The organism is Leisingera sp. NJS201 (assembly GCF_004535885.1).
Taxonomy (GTDB): Bacteria; Pseudomonadota; Alphaproteobacteria; order Rhodobacterales; family Rhodobacteraceae; genus Leisingera.
Window position 1 is genome coordinate 2,840,910 of record NZ_CP038234.1, and the last position, 19,375, is coordinate 2,860,284.

Sequence of the window (19,375 nt, forward strand, 5' to 3'; positions counted from 1 at the left end):
AATCAATCGAGGAAAGACATGACCGCTCAGGACGCACTCGCCTCTGGCATCGCCGAGGTGGAACAGATCGTGGCGCGCGCACGCACCGCCCAGCAGGCATTCGAGGCCCGCGGCAGCCAGGCGCTGTATGACAAGGCAGCCTTGGCGGCAGGCTGGGCCATCATGGAACCCGCCCGCAACCGGTCCCTGGCCAAGCTTGCCGTTGAATCCACCGGCCTGGGCAACGTGCCGGACAAGATCATCAAGAACCACCGCAAGACGCTGGGACTGTTGCGCGACATTGCAGGCGTTCAGACCCAGGGCATCATCAGCGACGATCCCGCGACCGGCATTACCGAGATCATGCGCCCCATCGGCGTGATCGGCGCCGTTGTCCCCTCAACCAACCCGGCGGCGACGCCTGCCAACAACATCATCAACGCGCTGAAAGGCGGCAACGCCATTGTTGTGGCTCCGTCGCCCAAGGGTGTGGCCTCCTGCGAATTGCTGCTGTCCTACATCCACGCTGAATTCGCCAAGCTCGGGCTGGACCCGGATCTGGTTCAGATGATCCCCGCGCCCGGCTCCAAGGCCAAGACCCAGACCCTGATGGAGACCGCCGACCGGGTGATCTGCACCGGCAGCCAGAACAACGTCCACCGCGCCCAATCCTGCGGCACCCCTGCTGTGGCCGTGGGGGCAGGCAATGTACCCGTGATCGTGGACGAGACCGCCGACCTGTCCGGCGCCGCAGCCAAGATCACTGCCTCCAAGACGTTCGACAACGCCACCTCCTGCTCCTCAGAGAACTCGGTTGTGGTAGTGGACGCCATTTACACCCAATTTATCGCCGCATTGGCCCAGGAAGGCGGCGCGCTGATCTCCGAGGCTGACGCAGACGGCATCATCGCCAAACTTTGGCCCGACGGCCACCTGAACCGCGACGTCATTGCACAGGACGCGGACAAAATGCTGGCTGCGCTGGACATGGGCGGAAAAGTCCCCGCAGGCACCAAATTCCTGGCGGTGGAAACCAAGGGCATCGGCCCGGATCACCCGCTGTCCGGCGAAAAGCTGAGCCGCATCCTGGCGGTCTACCGCGCCGCGGACTTTGCCGATGCCAAAGCCATCACCGCCCGCATTCTGGACCATCAGGGCGGCGGCCATTCCATCGGAATCCACACTGCCAAGGACGCCCGTGCCGTTGAGCTGGGCCGCGAAATGCCGGCCTGCCGGGTGATCGTCAACCAGGCCCATACGTTTGCCACCGGCGGCGCCTTCAACAATGGGATGCCGTTTTCGCTGTCGATGGGATGCGGCAGCTGGGGCGGCAATTCGATCGACACCAACCTCCATTGGCGGCATTTCGTGCAAACCACCAAGATCGTGCGCGAAACCGCACCTCGCGAACCGGCATTGGACGACATCTTTGCCAGCTATTGGGCGGAGGCGGGACAATGATGGAACCGCCCAAAGGAACCATTCGCGACTGGCTGAACAAACGCGCCGAGGACGGCGGCACCGGTTTTGTCTTCCCCGATGGCGCGCCGGATCTCAGCTGGCAAGAACTGCACGGCACGGCTGAGGCCATCGCCCGTTCGCTGACCGCGATGGGCATCGCCAAGGGCGAGAGCATTGCAATCCTGCATCCAAACGGGCGCGAGGCGCTCGAATGCCTGTTCGGTGTGCTCTACGGCGGCTTCCGCGCCACCATGATCAATCTGGTCGCGGGCAACAGTGCCGTCGCCTACGCGCTGCAGCACAGCGGCGCCCGCTTTGCCTTTGTGCATGACAGCCAGACCGGGCTGTTCGCGCAGGCTGCCGACCTGTCCATCCTCTCCCCATTGGACAGGCAGGCAGTAGCTGGCGGTTCACCGGCAGAGCTGCACCCGCTCTCTGCCGGTGATCACGCTTTGCTGATGTATACCTCCGGCACCACCGGGCAGCCCAAGGGGGTGGTGCACAGCCACGCCAGCCTGCTGGCCGGCGGCTGGACCACAGCCATCGCGCATGAGCTGACACCGCAGGACCGCGGTCTGTGCGTGCTGCCGGTCTACCACATCAACGGGTTGTGCGTGACGGTGATGGGCACGCTGATTTCCGGCGGCTCGCTGGCCATGTGCGAGCGTTTCTCCGCCAGCCGCTTCTGGGCGCATGCGGGCTGGTCCAAGGCCACGTGGTTTTCGGTGGTGCCGACCATCATATCGCATCTGCTGCACTCAGAGCTTGATCCCGTTGACAGCACCAGGGCACGCCTGCGCTTTGGCCGCTCCGCGTCCTCGGCGCTGGCTCCGGACGTGCAGCGTGCGTTTGAAGACCGGTTCGGCATTCCCATCATCGAAACCATGGGCCTGACGGAAACCGCCGCGCAGATCCTGTCCAATCCGCTGCCTCCGGGCACCCGCAAGATCGGCTCCCCCGGTGTCGGCTATGGCAACGGCATCGCCATCCTGGATGCAAACCAGCAGCCGGTAACCGATGGCACCGAGGGTGAACTGGCCGTACGCGGCCCCAACGTGATGCTGGAATACCTGAATAACCCGGAGGCCACGGCGGGCACCTTCACCCCGGACGGCTGGCTGCGGACCGGTGATCTGGGCCGCATCGACGGAGACGGTTATGTCTTTGTCACCGGCCGCCTGAAAGAGCTGATCATCAAAGGCGGCGAAAACATTGCCCCGCGCGAGATTGACGAGGCGCTTTATTCACACCCCGACGTGATCGAGGCCGCCGCTTTTGCCCGCCCCTGCAAAAGCTACGGTGAAACGGTCGAGGCCGCCGTTAAAATCCGCGACGGCTCCTCCCTGACACCGCTGGAGCTGATCGAAATCTGCCAGTCCGTATTGGGCCGGTTCAAATCGCCGGACGAAATCCACATCCTGCCGGACCTGCCCAAAGGGCCGTCAGGGAAGATCCAGCGCAACAAAATCCTTGGGGAGATCACCAACAGCTGAACGCCCCAGGAACCCTCGCCCGCTAGATTATAAGAAGGTCAGCTTTTCTGCCTCAATGTTTCGCGCGCGAAACATCCGGTCAGCAGTGCTGACCGGTCCGCCGCGCGGCAGCGCGGCGCCGGGCCCAACGGGTGCGACGTCTCCGTCAGGAGATCCGGCAACGGGCGGGAGTGCGGCATCGCAGCCGCTCACGCCAGATGAAAGGACAGGAACGGTTCTGCCCCGTCTGCGTCACGGATCCAGCGGGCCTTGATCCCGAAAATTTCCGATACCGTATCCGGGTTCAATGCTTTCTGCGGTGTGCCCAGCGCCACCAGGCGTCCGCCCGACAGCACCGCCACCCGGTCGCACATCAGCGCCTGATTCAGATCGTGCAGTGCCACGACGGTGGTCACCTTCAGGTTCCGGATGCAATTCAGGATCGACAGCTGGTGATGAATATCCAAGTGGTTTGTCGGCTCGTCCAGCAGCAGCAGCCCGGGCCGCTGCGCAAGTGCGCGGGCGATGTGCAGCCGCTGCCGTTCGCCGCCGGACAATGTGGCCCATTCGCGGCTGGAAAACCCCTCCATTTCCACCGTCTTCAGCGCGTTTTCAACATGCAGGCTGTCTTCGCCGCTCCAGGGTCTCAACGCTGACAGCCAGGGCGTCCGCCCCAGTTCCACCACCGAACGTGCGGTAATGCGCTCGGCGGTATCAGACTGCTGCTCAACAATCGCGGTCCGCTGGGCGACCTCTCTGCGCGTCAGCTGCGCCAAGGGTTTTTCCGCCAGCAGAACCTCGCCATGCGACGGGCGTGCCAACCCCGCCAGCAGCCGCATCAGCGTGGACTTCCCGGACCCGTTCGGACCGACCAGCGCCAGGGTCTCTCCCGGCTGAACCATCAATGAGACATCAGACAGCAGCAGCTTGCCGCGGATGGCGTAAGACAGGCTGCGGGCTTCGATCTTCATCGCGCCCCCCTGTTCCCGCGTACCAGGATCACCGCAAAGGACGGCGCCCCGATCAGGGCAGTGACAACGCCAATGGGCAGCACCTGGCCAGGGATTATGATGCGCGACACAATGTCGGCGCCAATCAGGAACACCGCGCCGGTCAGCGCCGCGGCCGGCATCAGCCTGCGATGCCCTGGACCGACCAGGAACCGTGCCGCATGGGGAATGACCAAGCCGACAAAGCCGATGGAGCCAACGATGGATACCATCACCGCTGTGGTCAGCGCGGTGGCAAAGATCAGGATAACTTGCACCCGCCGCACCGGAATACCCAGCGAGGCCGCTGAATCGGTGCCAAAGGTAAAGGCATCCAGCGCCCGCGCATGGAACCGGCAGACGACCCAGCCCGCCAGCGCCAGCGGCACTGCCAGCCACACATCCGGCCAGCGCACCCCGCCCATATTGCCCATCAGCCAGAACATGATACCGCGGGCCTGATCGGCGTTGGCGGATTTGGCGATGATAAAAGCAGTCAGCGCGTTGAACAGCTGCGAGCCTGCAATGCCCGCCAGCACGATCTGCGCTGCCGCAGCGCGGCTGCCGCCTGCTCCGGCGGCCCGGGCCAGAACGGCAACAAAGCCAAAGGCCAGCAGCGCGCCGTTAAAAGCGCCGAATGACAACGACAGCGCACCGCCGCCAAGTCCGGCGATGGTGACAGCAACCGCCCCGGTTGAAGCACCGGCCGAGATACCAAGGATATAGGGATCTGCCAGCGCATTGCGCAGCAGGGCCTGCAGCACCACGCCCGCCACCGCCAGCGCCGCCCCGCAGGCCCCCGCCACCAGCGCGCGCGGCAGCCGGTAACTCCAGACAATGCCTTGATCTATCGGATCAACCGGCAGCCCTGCCCCGGCCAGCTTATTGGCCAGAACAGACAGGACAAGGTCAGGCGCAAGCGCGGTTTCCCCGATCATTGCGCCTGCCAGAACCGCTGCAACCAGCACCGGCAAGGCCAGGCACGCGCCCTTGACGCCCTGCCATGTGATTGCAGCGGCTGCACTCACTGGCTGGTGCCGATCACGCTGAGTTCAGCAGCCAGATCCTCCAGCGCCGGAATGGCACGGATGGTGGCATCCATCGCCTGGGCGTCCATCACAACGATGCGGTTGTTCTTGACTGCGTCCATCTGGCTGGCGACCGGATCATTGCGCAGGAAATCCAGCTTTTTCTCGAAGTCATCCGCGGCAAAGCGGCGGCGGTCCATGCGGGCAATCACAATCACCGTCGGATTGGCCTTGGCGATGGTCTCCCAGCCGACCGTCGGCCATTCCTCGTCGGTCTCAATAACATTGCGCAGGCCCAGTTGCTGCATCATGTAGCCCGGCGCGCCCTTCTCGCCTGCCACAAACGGATCGCTTTCCATTTCCGGCGAGGAGAACCAGAACACGGCGGTGGCATCTTCCAGTGCGACCTTCTGCGCCTTGGCAACAGCTGCCGCCTCGCGGGCCTTATATTCGGCGACCAGCTCGGCGCCCTTATCGGCTTCGCCAAAGATCGCCGCCAGTTCCTCGATCCCCTGATACAAGCTGCCGGTGGTGAACATCTGCGTGCGGGTGCCGTCGCCGCCGGTGGTGTTGTCCTTGCCGACGCAATCGGCGGGCATCACATAAGTCGGGATGCCCAGATCATGAAACTGCTCGCGCTTGGCAACAACACCTTCGGGGCCGACGTGCCATTCGTACTGCGCCGCCACCAGGCCGGGGCGTTTGGCCACGACGCTTTCAAAGCTCGGATCGTTGTCGGCCAGACGGTCGATCTTGGCATTCAGGTCTGCGTATTCGGGCAGCACGTCGTTGAACCAGACTGAGGTGCCCAGCACCTTATCGCCCAGCCCCAGCGCGTAAAGCACTTCGGTCGCCGCCTGGCCAACCGTCACCGAAGACGCTGCCGGCGCCTTGAATGTGACCGACTGGCCGCAGTTTTCAATGGTCAGCGGAAAGGTTTCGCTGGCCGCCGCAGCCTGTGCGGCAGCGATGAAGGAAAGGCCGATCAGGCCGGAACGCAAAAACATGATATTCGATCTCCATGTGTCAATGACCGGAGAACGGGTGAAAGGGCATTGACCGGTAAGGCTGAGGGTCTGCCCCCCGCTTGCGGCACCGGAAAACGGCGGCGCATCTTACCGGCAACCTCCCCGGACAACCCCGCCCGGTGTCTTTCGGTTTTCACCGGCAGGTCTCCTGACTGGCGGGTCAATGACTGTGCCGTCTTCCCGGACCATTTTGGCCCAGTGACGTCATGGCACAGCTCTCGCCGCCTACAGTTGCGGGGGCAGTTCCGTTTGGCGCCGGCAGGCACCGCGGATTCCCTCTTAGCCCTTTCGGGACCGGTAAAGCGCGGGTAGCCCATCCCTTTCGCTGCGGCAAGAAAAAGTTACTTTGCAGCAGAAATTCTGCGAACCGGGCACAGCAGGCAGCCTATGGAGGACGGTTTCCCAAGCCACGGCCAGATGGAAATTTCCAGCACAAGCTGCTCCAGGGATGGGACACCCATCGGCCGCAGCCGCAAAAGCGTGGCTGCAAACTGTCCTGAACCATACCGCAGCCCCGTTACTCGACCACGATCAGATCGGTATCCATCGCCTTGAGCATGTCCTTGACGGCCTGCGGCGGCTGCGCGTCCGTATAGAAGACTTCGAATTTGGTATCCTTGCCGACCGACACCGGCGCGCGCTTGTTGAACTTGTCATGATCGGCCACAACAATCCGGACCTGCGCATTGGCCGCCGCGACACGGGCCAGATTTGCCTCTTCGAGATCATGCAGCATGAAGCCCTGTTCGGCATTGATCGCCCCGGCCGAAAAGATGGCAAACTGCACGTTCAGCCGCCGCACCAGATCCAGCGCCTCGGCCCCGAAGGCACCGCCGTCATGCGGGCGCAGCTCGCCGCCCGCCAGAAACACCCGGTTGTTATTGCGCGAGGCAAGCGCATGGGCCACCAGCACGGAATTGGTCACCACAAAGAGGTTTGACCGCTGCCGCAGCTCCTGCGCCACATAAGCGGTGGTGGAACCGACGTCCAAAAAGACCGAATCCCCGTCGCTGATGGTCTTGGCCACCTCGATGGCCAGACGCTGCTTTTCTGAGGCGTGGGTATCCATCCGGTTTTGCAGCGGCAGCTCGTTCACATCCTCAATCAGATGCACCCCGCCATGCACCTTGCGGACCGCTTGGGCATCCTCCAGCGTGCGGATGTTTCGCCGGATGGTTTCATTCGACACGCCCAGCCTGCCGGCCAGATAGCTGACCCGGCAGGACCCCCCCGCCTGCTGCAGCGCCCGCAGGATTTCCTCTTCACGCTGGTTGGTGGTCTTGCGGCTTTTGGTCATTGGGCCTCCTGTTGCGTTGCTACGTCAGAAAGCCACAAAAAACAACACATGCGCCTTTGATACGGCGTTGACAGCCTCAAATCGCTCAGTTTTTGAGGTTAATGTGGCTTATTGTGGTTTTTTATTGACTGACAGACACAACCGCCGCACCATCACAGCAGGCGACGCCAAGAATCGCACAAAATGCCACATATCAGGGAAGTCCTTATGCTGAGAAACTTCAACGCTTTGGGAGCCGTGGCGCTGACAGCCGCCGTTTCCGCTTCATCCGCCTGGGCCGCCGAGTCCTCCGACCCCATCAAACTGACCCTGCACGACTGGTCCGGCCAGTTGATCAACACCAAGATCATGGGCAGCATCCTGCAGGAGGCAGGGTATAACGTCGAATATGTCCAAGCGGACTATATCGCGCAGTTTGCCGGGCTGAAGACCGGCGATCTGCATCTGGCGATGGAAATCTGGGAAACCACCGGGCGCGAGGCGCTGGACGACGCAACCGCCTCGGGCAAAGTGGTCAATGCCGGCGAAACCGGGCTGATGGCGATCGAGGAATGGTGGTACCCCGCCTATATGAAAGACCGCTGTCCCGGCCTGCCCGACTGGCAGGCGCTGAAGGACTGCGCCGAGGAATTCGCAACGGCGGAAACCTCTCCCTACGGTCGCTATGTCGGCGGCCCGGTCACCTGGGGCGGTTTTGACGAAGAACGCGTCGAGGCGCTGGAACTGGAATTTGAAGTGGTCCACGCGGGCACCGATGCGGCGCTGTTTGCCGAACTGGAATCCGCCTATCAGCGCCAGGACCCGATTGTCCTGTGGGTATATGTGCCGCATTGGGCACCGGCCAAATACGACGGTGAATTCGTGGAATTCCCGCCCTATTCCGCGGAATGCTACGCCGATCCTGCGGCGGGGGTGAACCCGGATCTGGCCTATGACTGCGGCAAGCCGCGCGGCCCGATCTGGAAAGCCGCCTGGGCCGGGCTGCCGGAGAAATGGCCGGGCGCCTATGAGATCGTGCAGTCCTACCAGATTACCAACGAAGAGATGAGCGCCATGGTCGGCAAGGCAGACCTGGACGGCGTTGATATCGATACAGTGGTGTCGGATTGGATGGCCGCAAACAAGGACCGCTGGTCCGGCTGGGTCGGCAACTGATCTCACTCCCCGGGGCTGCTGCACGCTTTCAGGCGGCCCCTGCCTTTTCCCCTGCCCCGTCAATCAGCCCGGCCGCATTCCGCGGACCGGTTCAGGAACCGCATTGATGCCCCCAAGACCAAACTTTCCTGCCGAAATATCTGGAAGCTTTACGGCGCCAATGCCGAGGCGTTTTTGAACGGCAACCCGTCCCCCAGCGGCGGGGAGATCCGCAAGGCGGGTATTATCGGCGCTGTTCGCGATGCCCGCATCGACATTGCCGAAGGCGAGATATTTATCATCATGGGGCTGTCCGGGTCCGGCAAGTCCACTCTGGTGCGCTGCCTGTCGCGGCTGATCGAGCCGACCGGCGGCCAGGTGCTGTTTGACGGCGTGGATCTGCTGACCGCCAGCGCGCGTGAATTGATCGAAATCCGCCGCCATAAGATGGGCATGGTGTTCCAGCACTTTGCCCTGCTGCCGCATCTGACCGTATTGCAGAATGCGATGTTCCCGCTGACGGTTCAGGCCGCCCCCAAAGCCGAGGCGGAGGCCAAGGCCCGCGAGGTGGTGGAGCTGGTCGGCCTCAAGGGCCGCGAGGATTACTTCCCGCGCGAGCTGTCCGGCGGCCAGCAGCAGCGCGTCGGCATTGCCCGCTCGCTGGTGACAGAGCCTGATCTGTGGTTCCTCGACGAACCGTTCTCAGCGCTGGATCCGCTGATCCGCCGCGAGATGCAGGACGAATTCCTGCGCCTGCAAGCCCGCTTGCACAAGACCATCGTCTTTATCACCCACGACTTTGAGGAAGCGGTGCGTCTGGCCGACCGGATCGCCATCATGAAGGACGGCGAAATCATCCAGATTGCCACGCCCGAGGAACTGGTGCTGAACCCGGCCACAGATTATGTCGCTGAATTCACCCGCCATATCCCGCGCTCCAAGGTGCTGACAGTGGGCGGCATCATGACCCCCGGCACCGGCGGCGAAGGCGCCCCGGTACTGCAATCTGCGCGGGTGTCGGAGGTGGCCGAGCAGATTATCGCAGCGGACGCGCCGCGCCCCGTAAGTGACGGCAGCGGCCGGATCGTCGGCAGTATCGGCCGCCAGGCCGTTGCCCGGGTGCTGTTTGGAACAGGGGACGCAGCATGAAGCCGCGCCTGCCGGCACAAGCCGCCGCCTGGGGGCTGATCCTGGCCACGATCCTGCTGGGCTGGTTCGGCCGCGACCTGGCCAAGGCGCTGGATGCGCGCTGGCTGGTCAAATGGCCCTCAGGATGGGTGATCCCGTTCAAAACCCATATCTCCGCAGGCATGACCTGGCTGGTCGAAGACGCGGCCATCGGCCCGGTGTCCTTCACCGATGCCACCCGCGCCCTCGCCTGGCTGATCGAACAACCCTATGAGCTGATGCTGAACCTGCTTGCGCATGGCTTTCTATTGGGTTCCGGCCCGGATCAGCAGGTCCTGCTGCCTGCCATCAGCTGGATTGCCGTCACCGCCGCAGCGGTCGCGCTGGGGCATTACTGCCGCAACTGGGGCTGGCGGCGCTGGTCGGGGCCTGTTTTGCCTACCTTGCCGTATTCGGGCAGTGGGACAGTGCCATGGTGACGCTGGCCTCGGTGGTCATCGCGGTTCCGATCGGTGCGGCCGGCGGGCTGCTGGCAGGCATTTGGGCTTACCGCCATCCGCTGGGCGAACGCATCCTCTCCCCTGTGCTGGATCTGATGCAGACCATTCCGATCTTCGCCTATCTGGTGCCGATCCTGTTCATGTTCGGCTTTGGCCCGGTTTCGGCGCTGGTTGCCACCATCATCTATGCCACCCCGCCGATGATCCGCATCACCATTATGGCGCTGAAGGCGGTGGACCCGGAGATCCTCGACTTCGGCCGCATGGCGGGCACCACCCAGCGCCAACTGATGTGGCGGGTGCTGGTGCCCTCGGCCAGCCAAAGCCTGATGGTGGGCGTCAATCAGGTCATCATGCTGTCGCTGAACATGGTGATCATCGCCTCGATGATCGGCGCGGGCGGGCTTGGTTTTGACGTGCTGGCCGCGCTGCGCCGGCTCGACATCGGCGCCGGGTTCGAGGCAGGCATTGCCATCGTGGTGCTGGCTATCGCCGTGGACCGGCTGAGCCAGGCACTGGCAGAGCGCATGGGCCAGGTTCACCACACGCCGCCCGGATCCTTTGCCACCCGGCACAAACGCACGGTGCTGGTGCTGTCCCTGCTGGCCGTCACCTGGGTTCTTGGCCGCTTCTCGCCGTTGCTGCTGGACTATCCGGCCGGCCAGAGCATCACCACCGGCGACTTCTGGAACGATGCCGTCAAATACCTGAATGTGAATTACTTCGACGCGTTTGAGGCCGTGAAGGTTTTCTTCCTCCACTGGTTCATGCTGCCGATCAAGAAAACCCTGCTGGGCCTTCCCTGGCCCTGGGCCATCGCCATGCTGACGCTGCTCGGCTGGCGTGCGGGCGGCGTCGGGCTGGCACTGCTGTGCGGCGGGCTGTCGCTGCTGATCGTGGTCAGCGGCCTGTGGGCCAAGGCGATGGTCACAGTCTATCTCTGCGGTGCCTCGGTTATCCTGGCAACACTGATCGGTGTGCCGCTGGGAGTGCTGGCAGCGCTCAACCGGCGCGCAGGAATCGCCATCAACCTGCTGATCGACACGCTGCAGACACTGCCCAGCTTTGTCTACCTGATCCCGGTGGTGATGCTGTTCCGGGTCGGCGACTTTACCGCGCTGATTGCCATTGTGCTGTATGCGCTGGCACCGGCAGTCCGCTATGCGGCTCATGGCGTGCGCAGCGTCAGCGGCGAGCTGATCGAGGCAGGGCAGGTCTCGGGCTGCACCAAATGGCAGCTTCTGCGCCTGGTGCGCCTGCCTTTGGCGCTGCCGGAGATCCTGCTGGGCATCAACCAGACCATTATGCTGGCGCTGTCGATGCTGGTGATCACCGCGCTGGTGGGCACCCGCGACCTGGGCCAGGAGGTGTATATTGCGCTGACCAAGGCCGACACCGGCCGCGGCCTGGTGGCAGGTCTTGCCATCGCCTTTATCGCCATCATCGCCGACCGGCTGGTCAATGCCGGTGCCCGCGGCGCCCGCATCCGCTTTGGACTGGAGAGCTGAGCATGAGCCAATCCGATCTGCTGAACCGCATCCGTGCCCTGCCGATCTGGCAGGGCGGGATAGACATCAAGCCGCTCGACGGCGGTATCACCAATGTGAATTGCCTGGTCCAGGACAGTGCTGGCAAATACGTGGTGCGCGCGGGTGATGACATTCCCCTGCACCAGGTGATGCGCTTTAATGAGCTGGCGGCCAGCCGTGCAGCCCATGCCGCCGGCCTGTCGCCTGCGGTTGTTCACACCCAAGACGGCCTGACAGTGCTGGAGTTCATCGAAAGCCGCACCCTGACCGAAGCGGACGTGCGCGACCCCGCGATGCTGCCGCGGGTGCTGGAGCTGGTGAAATCCTGCCACCGCGATGTGCCCCGGTACCTGCGAGGTCCGGCATTGGTGTTCTGGGTTTTCCATGTGATCCGCGACTATGCGGCGACCTTGCAGGAGCAGAACAGCCCGCATGCACCGCTGACCAATGAGCTGGCCGGCATCGGCAACAGTCTGGAACAGGCCGCCGGCCCCTTTGACATTGTCTTTGGCCATAACGACCTGCTGTGCGGCAATTTCCTGGATGACGGAGAGCGGCTCTGGCTGATCGACTACGACTATGCCGGCTTCAACTCGCCGTTGTTCGATCTGGGCGGGCTGGCCTCCAACAACGGATTGACGCAGCAGCAGGAGCAATGGCTGCTCGAAACCTATTTCGAAGCACCGGTGAAGGATGAGCTGCTGCACCGCTATGGCGCGATGAAATGCGCCTCGCTGTTGCGCGAAGCCATGTGGAGCATGGTCTCGGAAATCACTTCCGACATCGACTTTGACTATGCGGCCTACACCGCCGGGAACCTCACGCGCCTGCGCGCCGCACTTGACGACTTTCAAAACACCTGAGGACTGACATGACCGAACTCCCCTCAACTGCCAAGGCAGTCATCATCGGCGGCGGCATCATCGGCTGCTCGACAGCCTATCACCTGGCCAAACTGGGCTGGACGGATACCGTTCTGCTGGAGCGGAAAAAGCTGACCTCGGGCACCACCTTCCACGCCGCCGGGCTGGTCGGGCAGCTTCGATCAAACGCCAATATCACCCAGCTGCTGGGCTATTCGGTCGATTTGTATAACAAGATCGAGCAGGAAACCGGCCTGGGCACCGGCTGGAAGATGAACGGCGGGTTGCGGCTGGCCTGCAACGAAGAACGCTGGACCGAAGTCAAACGCCAGGCCACCACCGCGCATTCCTTTGGTCTGGAGATGGAGCTGCTGACCCCCAAGGAGGCGCTGGATCTGTGGCCTCTGATGGATATCTCCGACGTGATCGGTGCCGCCTTTATGCCTACCGACGGCCAGGCCAACCCGTCCGACATCACCCAGGCGCTGGCCAAGGGCGCGCGGATGGCCGGGGCGAAGATATTTGAGGACACCAAGGTCACCGATATCGAGATCAAGGACGGAAAGATCTGTGCCGTGATCACCGAACATGGCCGGATTGAGTGTGAAAAGGTGATCTGCTGCGCGGGCCAGTGGACCCGCAACTTTGCCAAACGGTTTGGTGTCAACGTGCCGCTGGTGCCGATGGAGCACCAGTACATGGTGACAGAGCCGTTCGAGGGCGTGCCGTCCAACCTGCCCACCCTGCGCGATCCCGACCGGCTGACCTATTACAAGGAAGAGGTCGGCGGGCTGGTGATGGGCGGCTATGAGCCGAACCCGATCCCCTGGGCCCAGGACGGCATCCCCCAGGGCTTCCACTACACGCTGCTGGACAGCAATTTCGACCATTTTGAACAGCTGATGGAACAGGCGCTTGGCCGGGTCCCGGCGCTGGAGCATGCCGGCATCAAGACGCTGACCAACGGGCCGGAAAGCTTCACCCCCGACGGCAACTTCATCATCGGCGAGGCGCCGGAGCTGCAGAACTTCTTCGTCGGTGCGGGCTTCAACGCCTTCGGCATTGCGGCCGGCGGCGGCGCCGGCATGGCGCTGGCGGAATGGGTTAAGAACGGCGAGCCGCCCTTCGACCTCTGGTCCGCCGACATCCGCCGCTTCGGACGGCCGCATTTCGACACCGACTGGGTCCGCACCCGCACGGTTGAGGCTTATGGCAAGCATTACACCATGGCCTGGCCGCATGAGGAGCACGACAGCGGCCGCCCCTGCCGCAAGTCGCCGCTTTACGATACCCTCAAGGATCAGGGCGCCTGTTTCGGCGAGAAACTCGGCTGGGAACGCCCGAACTGGTTCGCCGATGCCGCCAGGGGCGAGACGCCCAAGGACGTCTACAGCTTCGGCCGCCAGAACTGGTTCGACGCAGTGGGGCGCGAGCACAAGGCCGCGCGCGAGGCAGCCGTGCTGTACGACCAGACATCCTTTGCCAAATTCGCGCTGAAAGGTCCGGATGCGCTGGCCGCGATGAACTGGATCTGCGCCAATGACGTCAACAAGCCGGTGGGATCGCTGATCTACACCCAGATGCTGAATGACAAAGGCGGCATCGAATGCGATCTGACCGTGGGCCGCGTGGCGCCGGACGAGTTCTACATCGTCACCGGCACCGGCTTTGCCACCCATGATTTCGACTGGATCCGCCGTAACATCCCCGATGGCCTGAACTGCCAGCTGTTCGACATCACCTCCTCCAATGCGGTGCTGTCGCTGATGGGGCCGAAGGCGCGCGATATCCTGTCCACCGTCACCCGCGACGATGTTTCGAACGAGGGCTTCAAGTTCGGCACTATCCGAACCATCGGCATTGCGGGCTGCCCGGTTCAGGCGCTGCGCGTCACTTACGTGGGCGAACTGGGCTGGGAGCTGCACCTGCCAGTGGAATACGCCCAGACCGTCTATACCGCGCTGATGCGGGCCGGGCATCCGCACGGGCTTATCAACGCAGGCTACCGCGCCATTGAATCCTTGCGCCTGGAAAAAGGCTACCGCGCATGGGGGGCCGACATCGGGCCGGACCACACCCCGTTCGAAGCCGGGCTTGGCTGGGCGGTAAAGCTGAAGCAGGACATGCCATTCAAGGGCCGCGCCGCCGCCCAAGCGCAGAAAGCCAAGGGTGTGAAAAAGATGCTCGCCTGCTTCACCACCGCTCCCGGTGTGGTGCTCCTTGGCCGCGAAACCATCTACCGGAATGGCCAGCGCGTTGGCTGGCTCAGCTCGGGCGGCTATGGCTACACGGTGGGGCAATCCATTGGTTACGGCTACATCCGCAATCCCGAAGGAGTGGATGCAGGCTATGTGCTGAAGGGGAATTACGAGCTGGAAGCCGCCACCATCCGGGTCCCCTGCAAGGTGCAGCTCAGCCCGCTCTACGACCCGTCGATGAGCCGGGTGAAGGCCTGAGGCAGCACGCCTGGGCGGAGCGAAACCACTGGGTTACTGCCCCGCCCGCCCGCGCTGGTTTTGGCGGGACGCCCCAGGGCACTGGCACATCCCCGGCTGGCAAGATCAGACCGCGTGCCAGAGCTGGAACAACAGCCCCGCGGAAAAGGCTCCGCTGAGCGATAGGCCAAGGTACAGCGCAAAAACCTGCGGACGGGCCAGCGCCCATACCGCCATCGCTGCGGGGATCGAGGTCACGCCGCCAGCCACCAGAAAGGCAAGGCCTGCCCCCGGCGCCATGCCCTGCTCAATCAGCCCGCCGACCAGCGGCAGCGCCGCATAGCCGTTCAGATAAGCCGGGACACCAACCAGCGTTGCTGTAATGATCGGCAGCAGCCCTTCGCCGCCCAGGGCGGAGGTCACTGTTTCCGCCGGGATCCAGGCCAGCATCAGACTTTCCAGAATAAAGGCCAGCAGCAGCCATTTGGCCAGGAACAACGTCGTGGTCCATGCAGTTGCGGTAAATTTTGCCCGGCGCTCTGGCTCGGTCCAGAATGTCCAGACCACCGGCTTGGGCGCGCGCAGTTTTGCTCCGCCGCAGCCGCCGTTTCCGACACCGTCACGCAACGCATCCTTCAAGGCGCCGCTCTGGTTCAGCAAATGGACAACCAGGCCGCCAAAAAGGCCAAGCCCCACTGCGGCTGCGGTTTTGGCCATCGCGAATTCAACACCCAAAACTCCGGCGGTCAGAAAGAACATCGAGGGATCCATGATCGGCGACGCCAGCCAGAACGCCATGACGGCGGACAGCGGCACCCCCATCGACAACAGCGCGGCGATGAGCGGGATCACCCCGCAAGAGCAGAACGGTGACAACCCGCCCGCCAGTGCGCCGAGCGCAATCATCAGAAGCGGTTTGCCGGTAAAAGCCTTGGCCACCAGATTGTCTGCACCGGTGGCGCCTGCCCAGGCCGCGATGGCAATGGAAAACAACAGATAGGGTGCCGTATGCGCCAGCGCCGCCCCGGCAAAAACAGCACTGCCGGCGGATTGCGCCGGATCAAAAATGGCCAGCAGCAGCAGAATTGCGGCAGAGGCGAACCAGACCCGCTGCTCTAGGAAGAACCGCCAGAGGGATACACCTGGCCTTGGAGGAACGTTTGTTGCGTTTGTCATTTCTAAATCACCGGATTTATAGTTATTTAAAGCCGAAAAAGAAAGCATATCACTTCATGCGCTCTCCTTCCTGGAGGCCAGGGCCACACCTGTGCAGCATTCGGATGTCAGGAAATTCACCACGCCAAGCATGACGGGGTAATCTACCCGGTTGAAAACCTCACGCCCGCGCTTATCCTGCACGACCAGCCTGGCATCCACCAATGCCGACAGATGATGCGCCAGAGTGGAGGGCGCCAAACCCAGATGTTCGGCAATTTCGCCAACCCGCAGCCCACCCTCGCCTGCTTTGACCAGCAGGCGGAAGATGGCCAGACGGGCATCGTGGCCAAGGGCAGCAAGGGCGCGGGCGTTGTGGCTTGATATTGTCATGATGCCAAAATAACTACAAAACCGGTTATGTCAAGATGCGAGCCGATCGAAGCACCAAGTGTGAACAGCCCCCCTGCCCGCCGCTACCGGCCGCTATCCAACAGCATCAGGCCATGTGCAAAGCCACGGCCTGACGGCTGGTTTACGCGGCCTAGCTGTTGGGCCGCACCCGCGCGGCGGTTTTGTTGGCAAAGGCCTCCAGCCGTTCGCGCGCTGCGGGCTGCGTGTTCACAACGCCGGCCACGACAGCCTCGGCATAGGCCGCATCCATGCCCGACATGTTGTTCAGATGGCTGATCGCCGAACAGATGGCATAGTTGGTCAGCGGCAGGTTTTGCGCGACCTTATCGGCAAGCTCGACCGCCTTGTCGAAGCTGGACCCTTCGGTGATGTATTGCGCCAGTCCCAGATCGACCGCTTCCTGCCCCTGATACACCCGGCCCGTCAGGATCATGTCGATCATCCGGTATTTGCCGATCATGTCGGACACCCGGATGGTGGCGCCGCCGCCGGTAAAAATACCGCGCTGGCCTTCAGGAAGCGCAAAATAAGTGGTCTGATCCATCACCCGGACATGGGCCGCGCTGGCCAGTTCAAGCCCGCCGCCGACAACCGCCCCCTGAAGGGCGGCAATGATCGGCACCCCGCCGTATTCCATCTTGTTGAAGGCCTCGTGCCAGCGCAGGCAGACATGCATGAAGTCATCCGGGCTGCGGTCTTCCTTCCAGTGTTCCACCAGATCCAGACCGGCGCAAAAATGGTCGCCCGCGCCTGCCAGCACCACTGCCTTTACGCCGTTGCGATGCGCACCGCTGAAAAAGCAAATGAGTTCCTCAATTGTGGCAGCATCCAGCGCATTTCGCTTGGACGGCCGGTTGAGCGAGACAATAAAGACACCATTGTCCCGCTGCTCAATGGCGAGCTTTTCATAGGTTTGCGAACTGGCTGCTTGCGACATTGTTCTGACCTTTTCGTTACTGTCCGGCCCCTGTCCAGGCCGGGAATTTCCATTGTTCAGATTTCGAAACCGGCATCGAACAGGCTATTGCTGCCGTCGATGATCCGGGCGCTTTCGGTTCCGCATTCCACAAGAATATGCTGTGCATAAAACACTGCGGTGGCAATTTTCTGCGTCATGTAGGCTGTGTCTTCGCCCTGTTCCAGCTTGGATTCAGCAGCCAGGACCGACCTGCCCAGCTGCCAGCCCGAGGCAAGATTGCCTGCCAGCATCAGAAAAGGAACACCGCCGGCGTAAGCCGCATTGGGGTCGTTGGGCGCGGTCTCCAGAAGCCAGGCAAGGCTGGCCTCAAACGCGCCTCGCGCCTGCCCCAGCCGGTCTGCAACCAGCTGCGCCTTGGCGCTGCCCTTGCACAAGTCTGCCTCGACCGACTGGATCATGCCGGCAAAGCGGCGAGCGGTCTTGCCGCCGTCCCGCAGCACTTTGCGGCCCAGCAGATCATTGGCCTGGATCGCCGTCGTGCCCTCGTAGATCGGCAGAATCCTGGCATCCCGGTAAAATTGCGCAACCCCGGTTTCTTCGATGAACCCCATGCCGCCATGAACCTGCAGACCCATTGAGGTGACTTCCACGGACCGTTCCGTGCAGCACCCCTTGACCAGCGGCACCAGAAATTCGGCCATCTCCGACGCCTCGCCGGCCCGTTCGGCCTCGGCGTGCTGCGCCAGGTCCAGCCATCCTGCAGTGGCCATCGCCAAAGCCCGCCCGCCTTCGGTCAAGGCCCGCATCCGCAGCAGCAACCGCCGCACATCCGGGTGCTGAAGGATCGGCACAGCCTCCTTGGAGCTGCCGTCAACCGGGCGGCTCTGCACCCGCTCCTGCGCATAGCGCAAGGCGTGCTGATACGCGCGTTCGGATACGGCAACCCCCTGCACGCCCACAGAAAACCGGGCGGCCCGCATCATCACGAACATATATTCAAGGCCCCGGTTCTCCTCTCCCACCAGGAAACCGGTGGCGCCTTCAAATTGCAGAACCGCGGTCGGGCTCGCCCTGACGCCCAATTTATGCTCAATACTGACACATTGGACGGTATTGCGCCGGCCAAGCGATCCGTCTTCTTGGACCAGGAATTTCGGCACAATGAACAGGCTCAGCCCCTTCGGGCCGGCCGGGGCATCAGGGGTTCTCGCCAAAACAAGATGAACGATGTTTTCGGTCAGGCTGTGCGCGCCATAGGTGATGAAGATCTTTGTTCCGCTGATTGAATACGCACCATCCGCACCGGGTTCCGCCTTGCACCGCACGCGCCCCAGATCACTGCCCGCCTGGGGTTCTGTCAGGTTCATGGTGCCGGACCATCGGCCGGAAATCATCGGCTCGAGGTATCGCTTTTTCTGCGCGCCGGAGCCGGTAAGCAACAGCGCCTCAACCGCCCCGTCGGTCAAAAGCGGGCAAAGCCCGAAACTCATATCCGCTGCGTTCAATATCTCCGTCGCGGCGGCCCCTGCGGCCCGCGGCAGCCCCATCCCGCCAAACTCCTCCGGGTGCGGCAGGCTTTGCCAGCCCATTCCGGCGTATTGCGCATATGCCTGCGGGTATGGCTCGGGCATCACGACATTTTCACCGTCGAACCGCGCTCCGGTGTCGTCCCCGGTGCCCGAAAGCGGAGCAATTACGTCCGAGCAAAAACGCCCGAACCCTTCCAGCGCTGCCTGGATATCCCCGGTTTCGATCCCGGAATAAGCCGCCAGAGATGCAACCCCGGGCCAGTCAGACAAATGCTCGATATTGAACATGATATCGCGAACCGGCGCCTGATAGGTCATTTTGCTGCTCCGAATTTGGGTTCCTTCACGCCAACTACGTGTTGTTTGACAACGGCTCCACGTCCATATGGGACAAAATCCTATCCAAAAGTGACATCTGGCACTGGCAAACAATGAAATGACCGGTTCGGACGCCATCAGGGGGCCTTGTTGCAAAAATCGGGCGAGGGATTCACTGCGTGAAACCAGCATGCTAG

16 protein-coding genes and 1 riboswitch are annotated in these 19,375 nt (G+C 62.7%); of the genes, 8 read left to right on the forward strand and 8 right to left on the reverse strand.

Translation table 11 applies throughout. The features are described 5' to 3' along the window. Positions 1-18: 18 nt before the first annotated feature. Complete coding sequence (locus tag ETW23_RS14030) at positions 19-1,440, forward strand: aldehyde dehydrogenase family protein (RefSeq protein WP_134830344.1); 1,422 nt, start codon at positions 19-21, stop codon at positions 1,438-1,440. Beyond that, the gene (locus tag ETW23_RS14035) at positions 1,437-2,933 is read left to right on the forward strand and encodes an AMP-binding protein (protein ID WP_134830345.1); all 1,497 of its coding nucleotides are present in this window, start codon (positions 1,437-1,439) and stop codon (positions 2,931-2,933) included. The genes ETW23_RS14030 and ETW23_RS14035 overlap by 4 nt, the downstream gene beginning before the upstream one ends. A 188-nt stretch (positions 2,934-3,121) precedes the next feature. Here ETW23_RS14035 and ETW23_RS14040 read toward each other — a convergent pair whose 3' ends face one another. The 4 genes from ETW23_RS14040 to ETW23_RS14055 all read right to left on the reverse strand — a co-directional run bounded on the left by ETW23_RS14040 (position 3,122) and on the right by ETW23_RS14055 (position 7,254). Next, a complete protein-coding gene (locus ETW23_RS14040) occupies positions 3,122-3,883 on the reverse strand; it encodes an ABC transporter ATP-binding protein (protein ID WP_134830346.1) in 762 nt (253 codons plus the stop codon). After that, a complete protein-coding gene (locus ETW23_RS14045; protein ID WP_134830347.1) occupies positions 3,880-4,929 on the reverse strand; it encodes an iron ABC transporter permease in 1,050 nt (349 codons plus the stop codon). Before ETW23_RS14045 ends, ETW23_RS14040 begins: the two co-directional genes overlap by 4 nt. Further along, on the reverse strand, positions 4,926-5,936 hold the full coding sequence (locus tag ETW23_RS14050) for an ABC transporter substrate-binding protein (protein WP_134830348.1): 1,011 nt from the start codon (positions 5,934-5,936) through the stop codon (positions 4,926-4,928). Before ETW23_RS14050 ends, ETW23_RS14045 begins: the two co-directional genes overlap by 4 nt. 141 nt (positions 5,937-6,077) lie before the next feature. After that, a riboswitch (cobalamin riboswitch) is annotated at positions 6,078-6,271 on the reverse strand. A 203-nt stretch (positions 6,272-6,474) separates the two neighbouring features. Then, complete coding sequence (locus ETW23_RS14055) at positions 6,475-7,254, reverse strand: DeoR/GlpR family DNA-binding transcription regulator (protein ID WP_129370127.1); 780 nt, start codon at positions 7,252-7,254, stop codon at positions 6,475-6,477. A gap of 183 nt (positions 7,255-7,437) precedes the next feature. Between ETW23_RS14055 and ETW23_RS14060 the strand changes: the two genes are divergently transcribed. From ETW23_RS14060 to ETW23_RS14080, 6 genes are all read left to right on the forward strand, one after another. Further along, entirely contained in the window at positions 7,438-8,409 is a 972-nt protein-coding gene (locus ETW23_RS14060) for an ABC transporter substrate-binding protein (protein ID WP_237456259.1), read from the forward strand. A gap of 102 nt (positions 8,410-8,511) precedes the next feature. Beyond that, complete coding sequence (locus ETW23_RS14065; protein WP_134830349.1) at positions 8,512-9,537, forward strand: glycine betaine/L-proline ABC transporter ATP-binding protein; 1,026 nt, start codon at positions 8,512-8,514, stop codon at positions 9,535-9,537. Continuing rightward, on the forward strand, positions 9,534-9,995 hold the full coding sequence (locus ETW23_RS25980; RefSeq protein ID WP_254695023.1) for a hypothetical protein: 462 nt from the start codon (positions 9,534-9,536) through the stop codon (positions 9,993-9,995). Before ETW23_RS14065 ends, ETW23_RS25980 begins: the two co-directional genes overlap by 4 nt. Further along, positions 9,989-11,524, forward strand: a complete 1,536-nt coding sequence (locus tag ETW23_RS14070; protein ID WP_254695024.1) for a proline/glycine betaine ABC transporter permease — start codon at positions 9,989-9,991, stop codon at positions 11,522-11,524. The genes ETW23_RS25980 and ETW23_RS14070 overlap by 7 nt, the downstream gene beginning before the upstream one ends. A 2-nt stretch (positions 11,525-11,526) precedes the next feature. Continuing rightward, positions 11,527-12,408, forward strand: coding sequence for a phosphotransferase (locus tag ETW23_RS14075; protein ID WP_134830350.1), 882 nt, complete (start codon positions 11,527-11,529; stop codon positions 12,406-12,408). Positions 12,409-12,416: 8 nt separating this feature from the next. Then, the gene (locus tag ETW23_RS14080; RefSeq protein WP_134830351.1) at positions 12,417-14,864 is read left to right on the forward strand and encodes an FAD-dependent oxidoreductase; all 2,448 of its coding nucleotides are present in this window, start codon (positions 12,417-12,419) and stop codon (positions 14,862-14,864) included. 105 nt (positions 14,865-14,969) lie between these two features. Here ETW23_RS14080 and ETW23_RS14085 read toward each other — a convergent pair whose 3' ends face one another. From ETW23_RS14085 to ETW23_RS14100, 4 genes are all read right to left on the reverse strand, one after another. Beyond that, on the reverse strand, positions 14,970-16,019 hold the full coding sequence (locus ETW23_RS14085) for a permease (RefSeq protein WP_129370122.1): 1,050 nt from the start codon (positions 16,017-16,019) through the stop codon (positions 14,970-14,972). A 54-nt stretch (positions 16,020-16,073) separates the two neighbouring features. Further along, positions 16,074-16,391, reverse strand: coding sequence for a helix-turn-helix transcriptional regulator (locus tag ETW23_RS14090; RefSeq protein WP_134830352.1), 318 nt, complete (start codon positions 16,389-16,391; stop codon positions 16,074-16,076). A gap of 151 nt (positions 16,392-16,542) precedes the next feature. Continuing rightward, positions 16,543-17,349 carry a methylthioacryloyl-CoA hydratase gene (dmdD, locus tag ETW23_RS14095; protein WP_129370120.1) on the reverse strand — a complete coding sequence of 269 codons (807 nt, stop codon included), beginning with the start codon at positions 17,347-17,349 and terminating at the stop codon, positions 16,543-16,545. Between the two features lie 56 nt (positions 17,350-17,405). Next, positions 17,406-19,178 carry an acyl-CoA dehydrogenase gene (locus ETW23_RS14100; RefSeq protein ID WP_134830353.1) on the reverse strand — a complete coding sequence of 591 codons (1,773 nt, stop codon included), beginning with the start codon at positions 19,176-19,178 and terminating at the stop codon, positions 17,406-17,408. Positions 19,179-19,375: the final 197 nt, after the last annotated feature.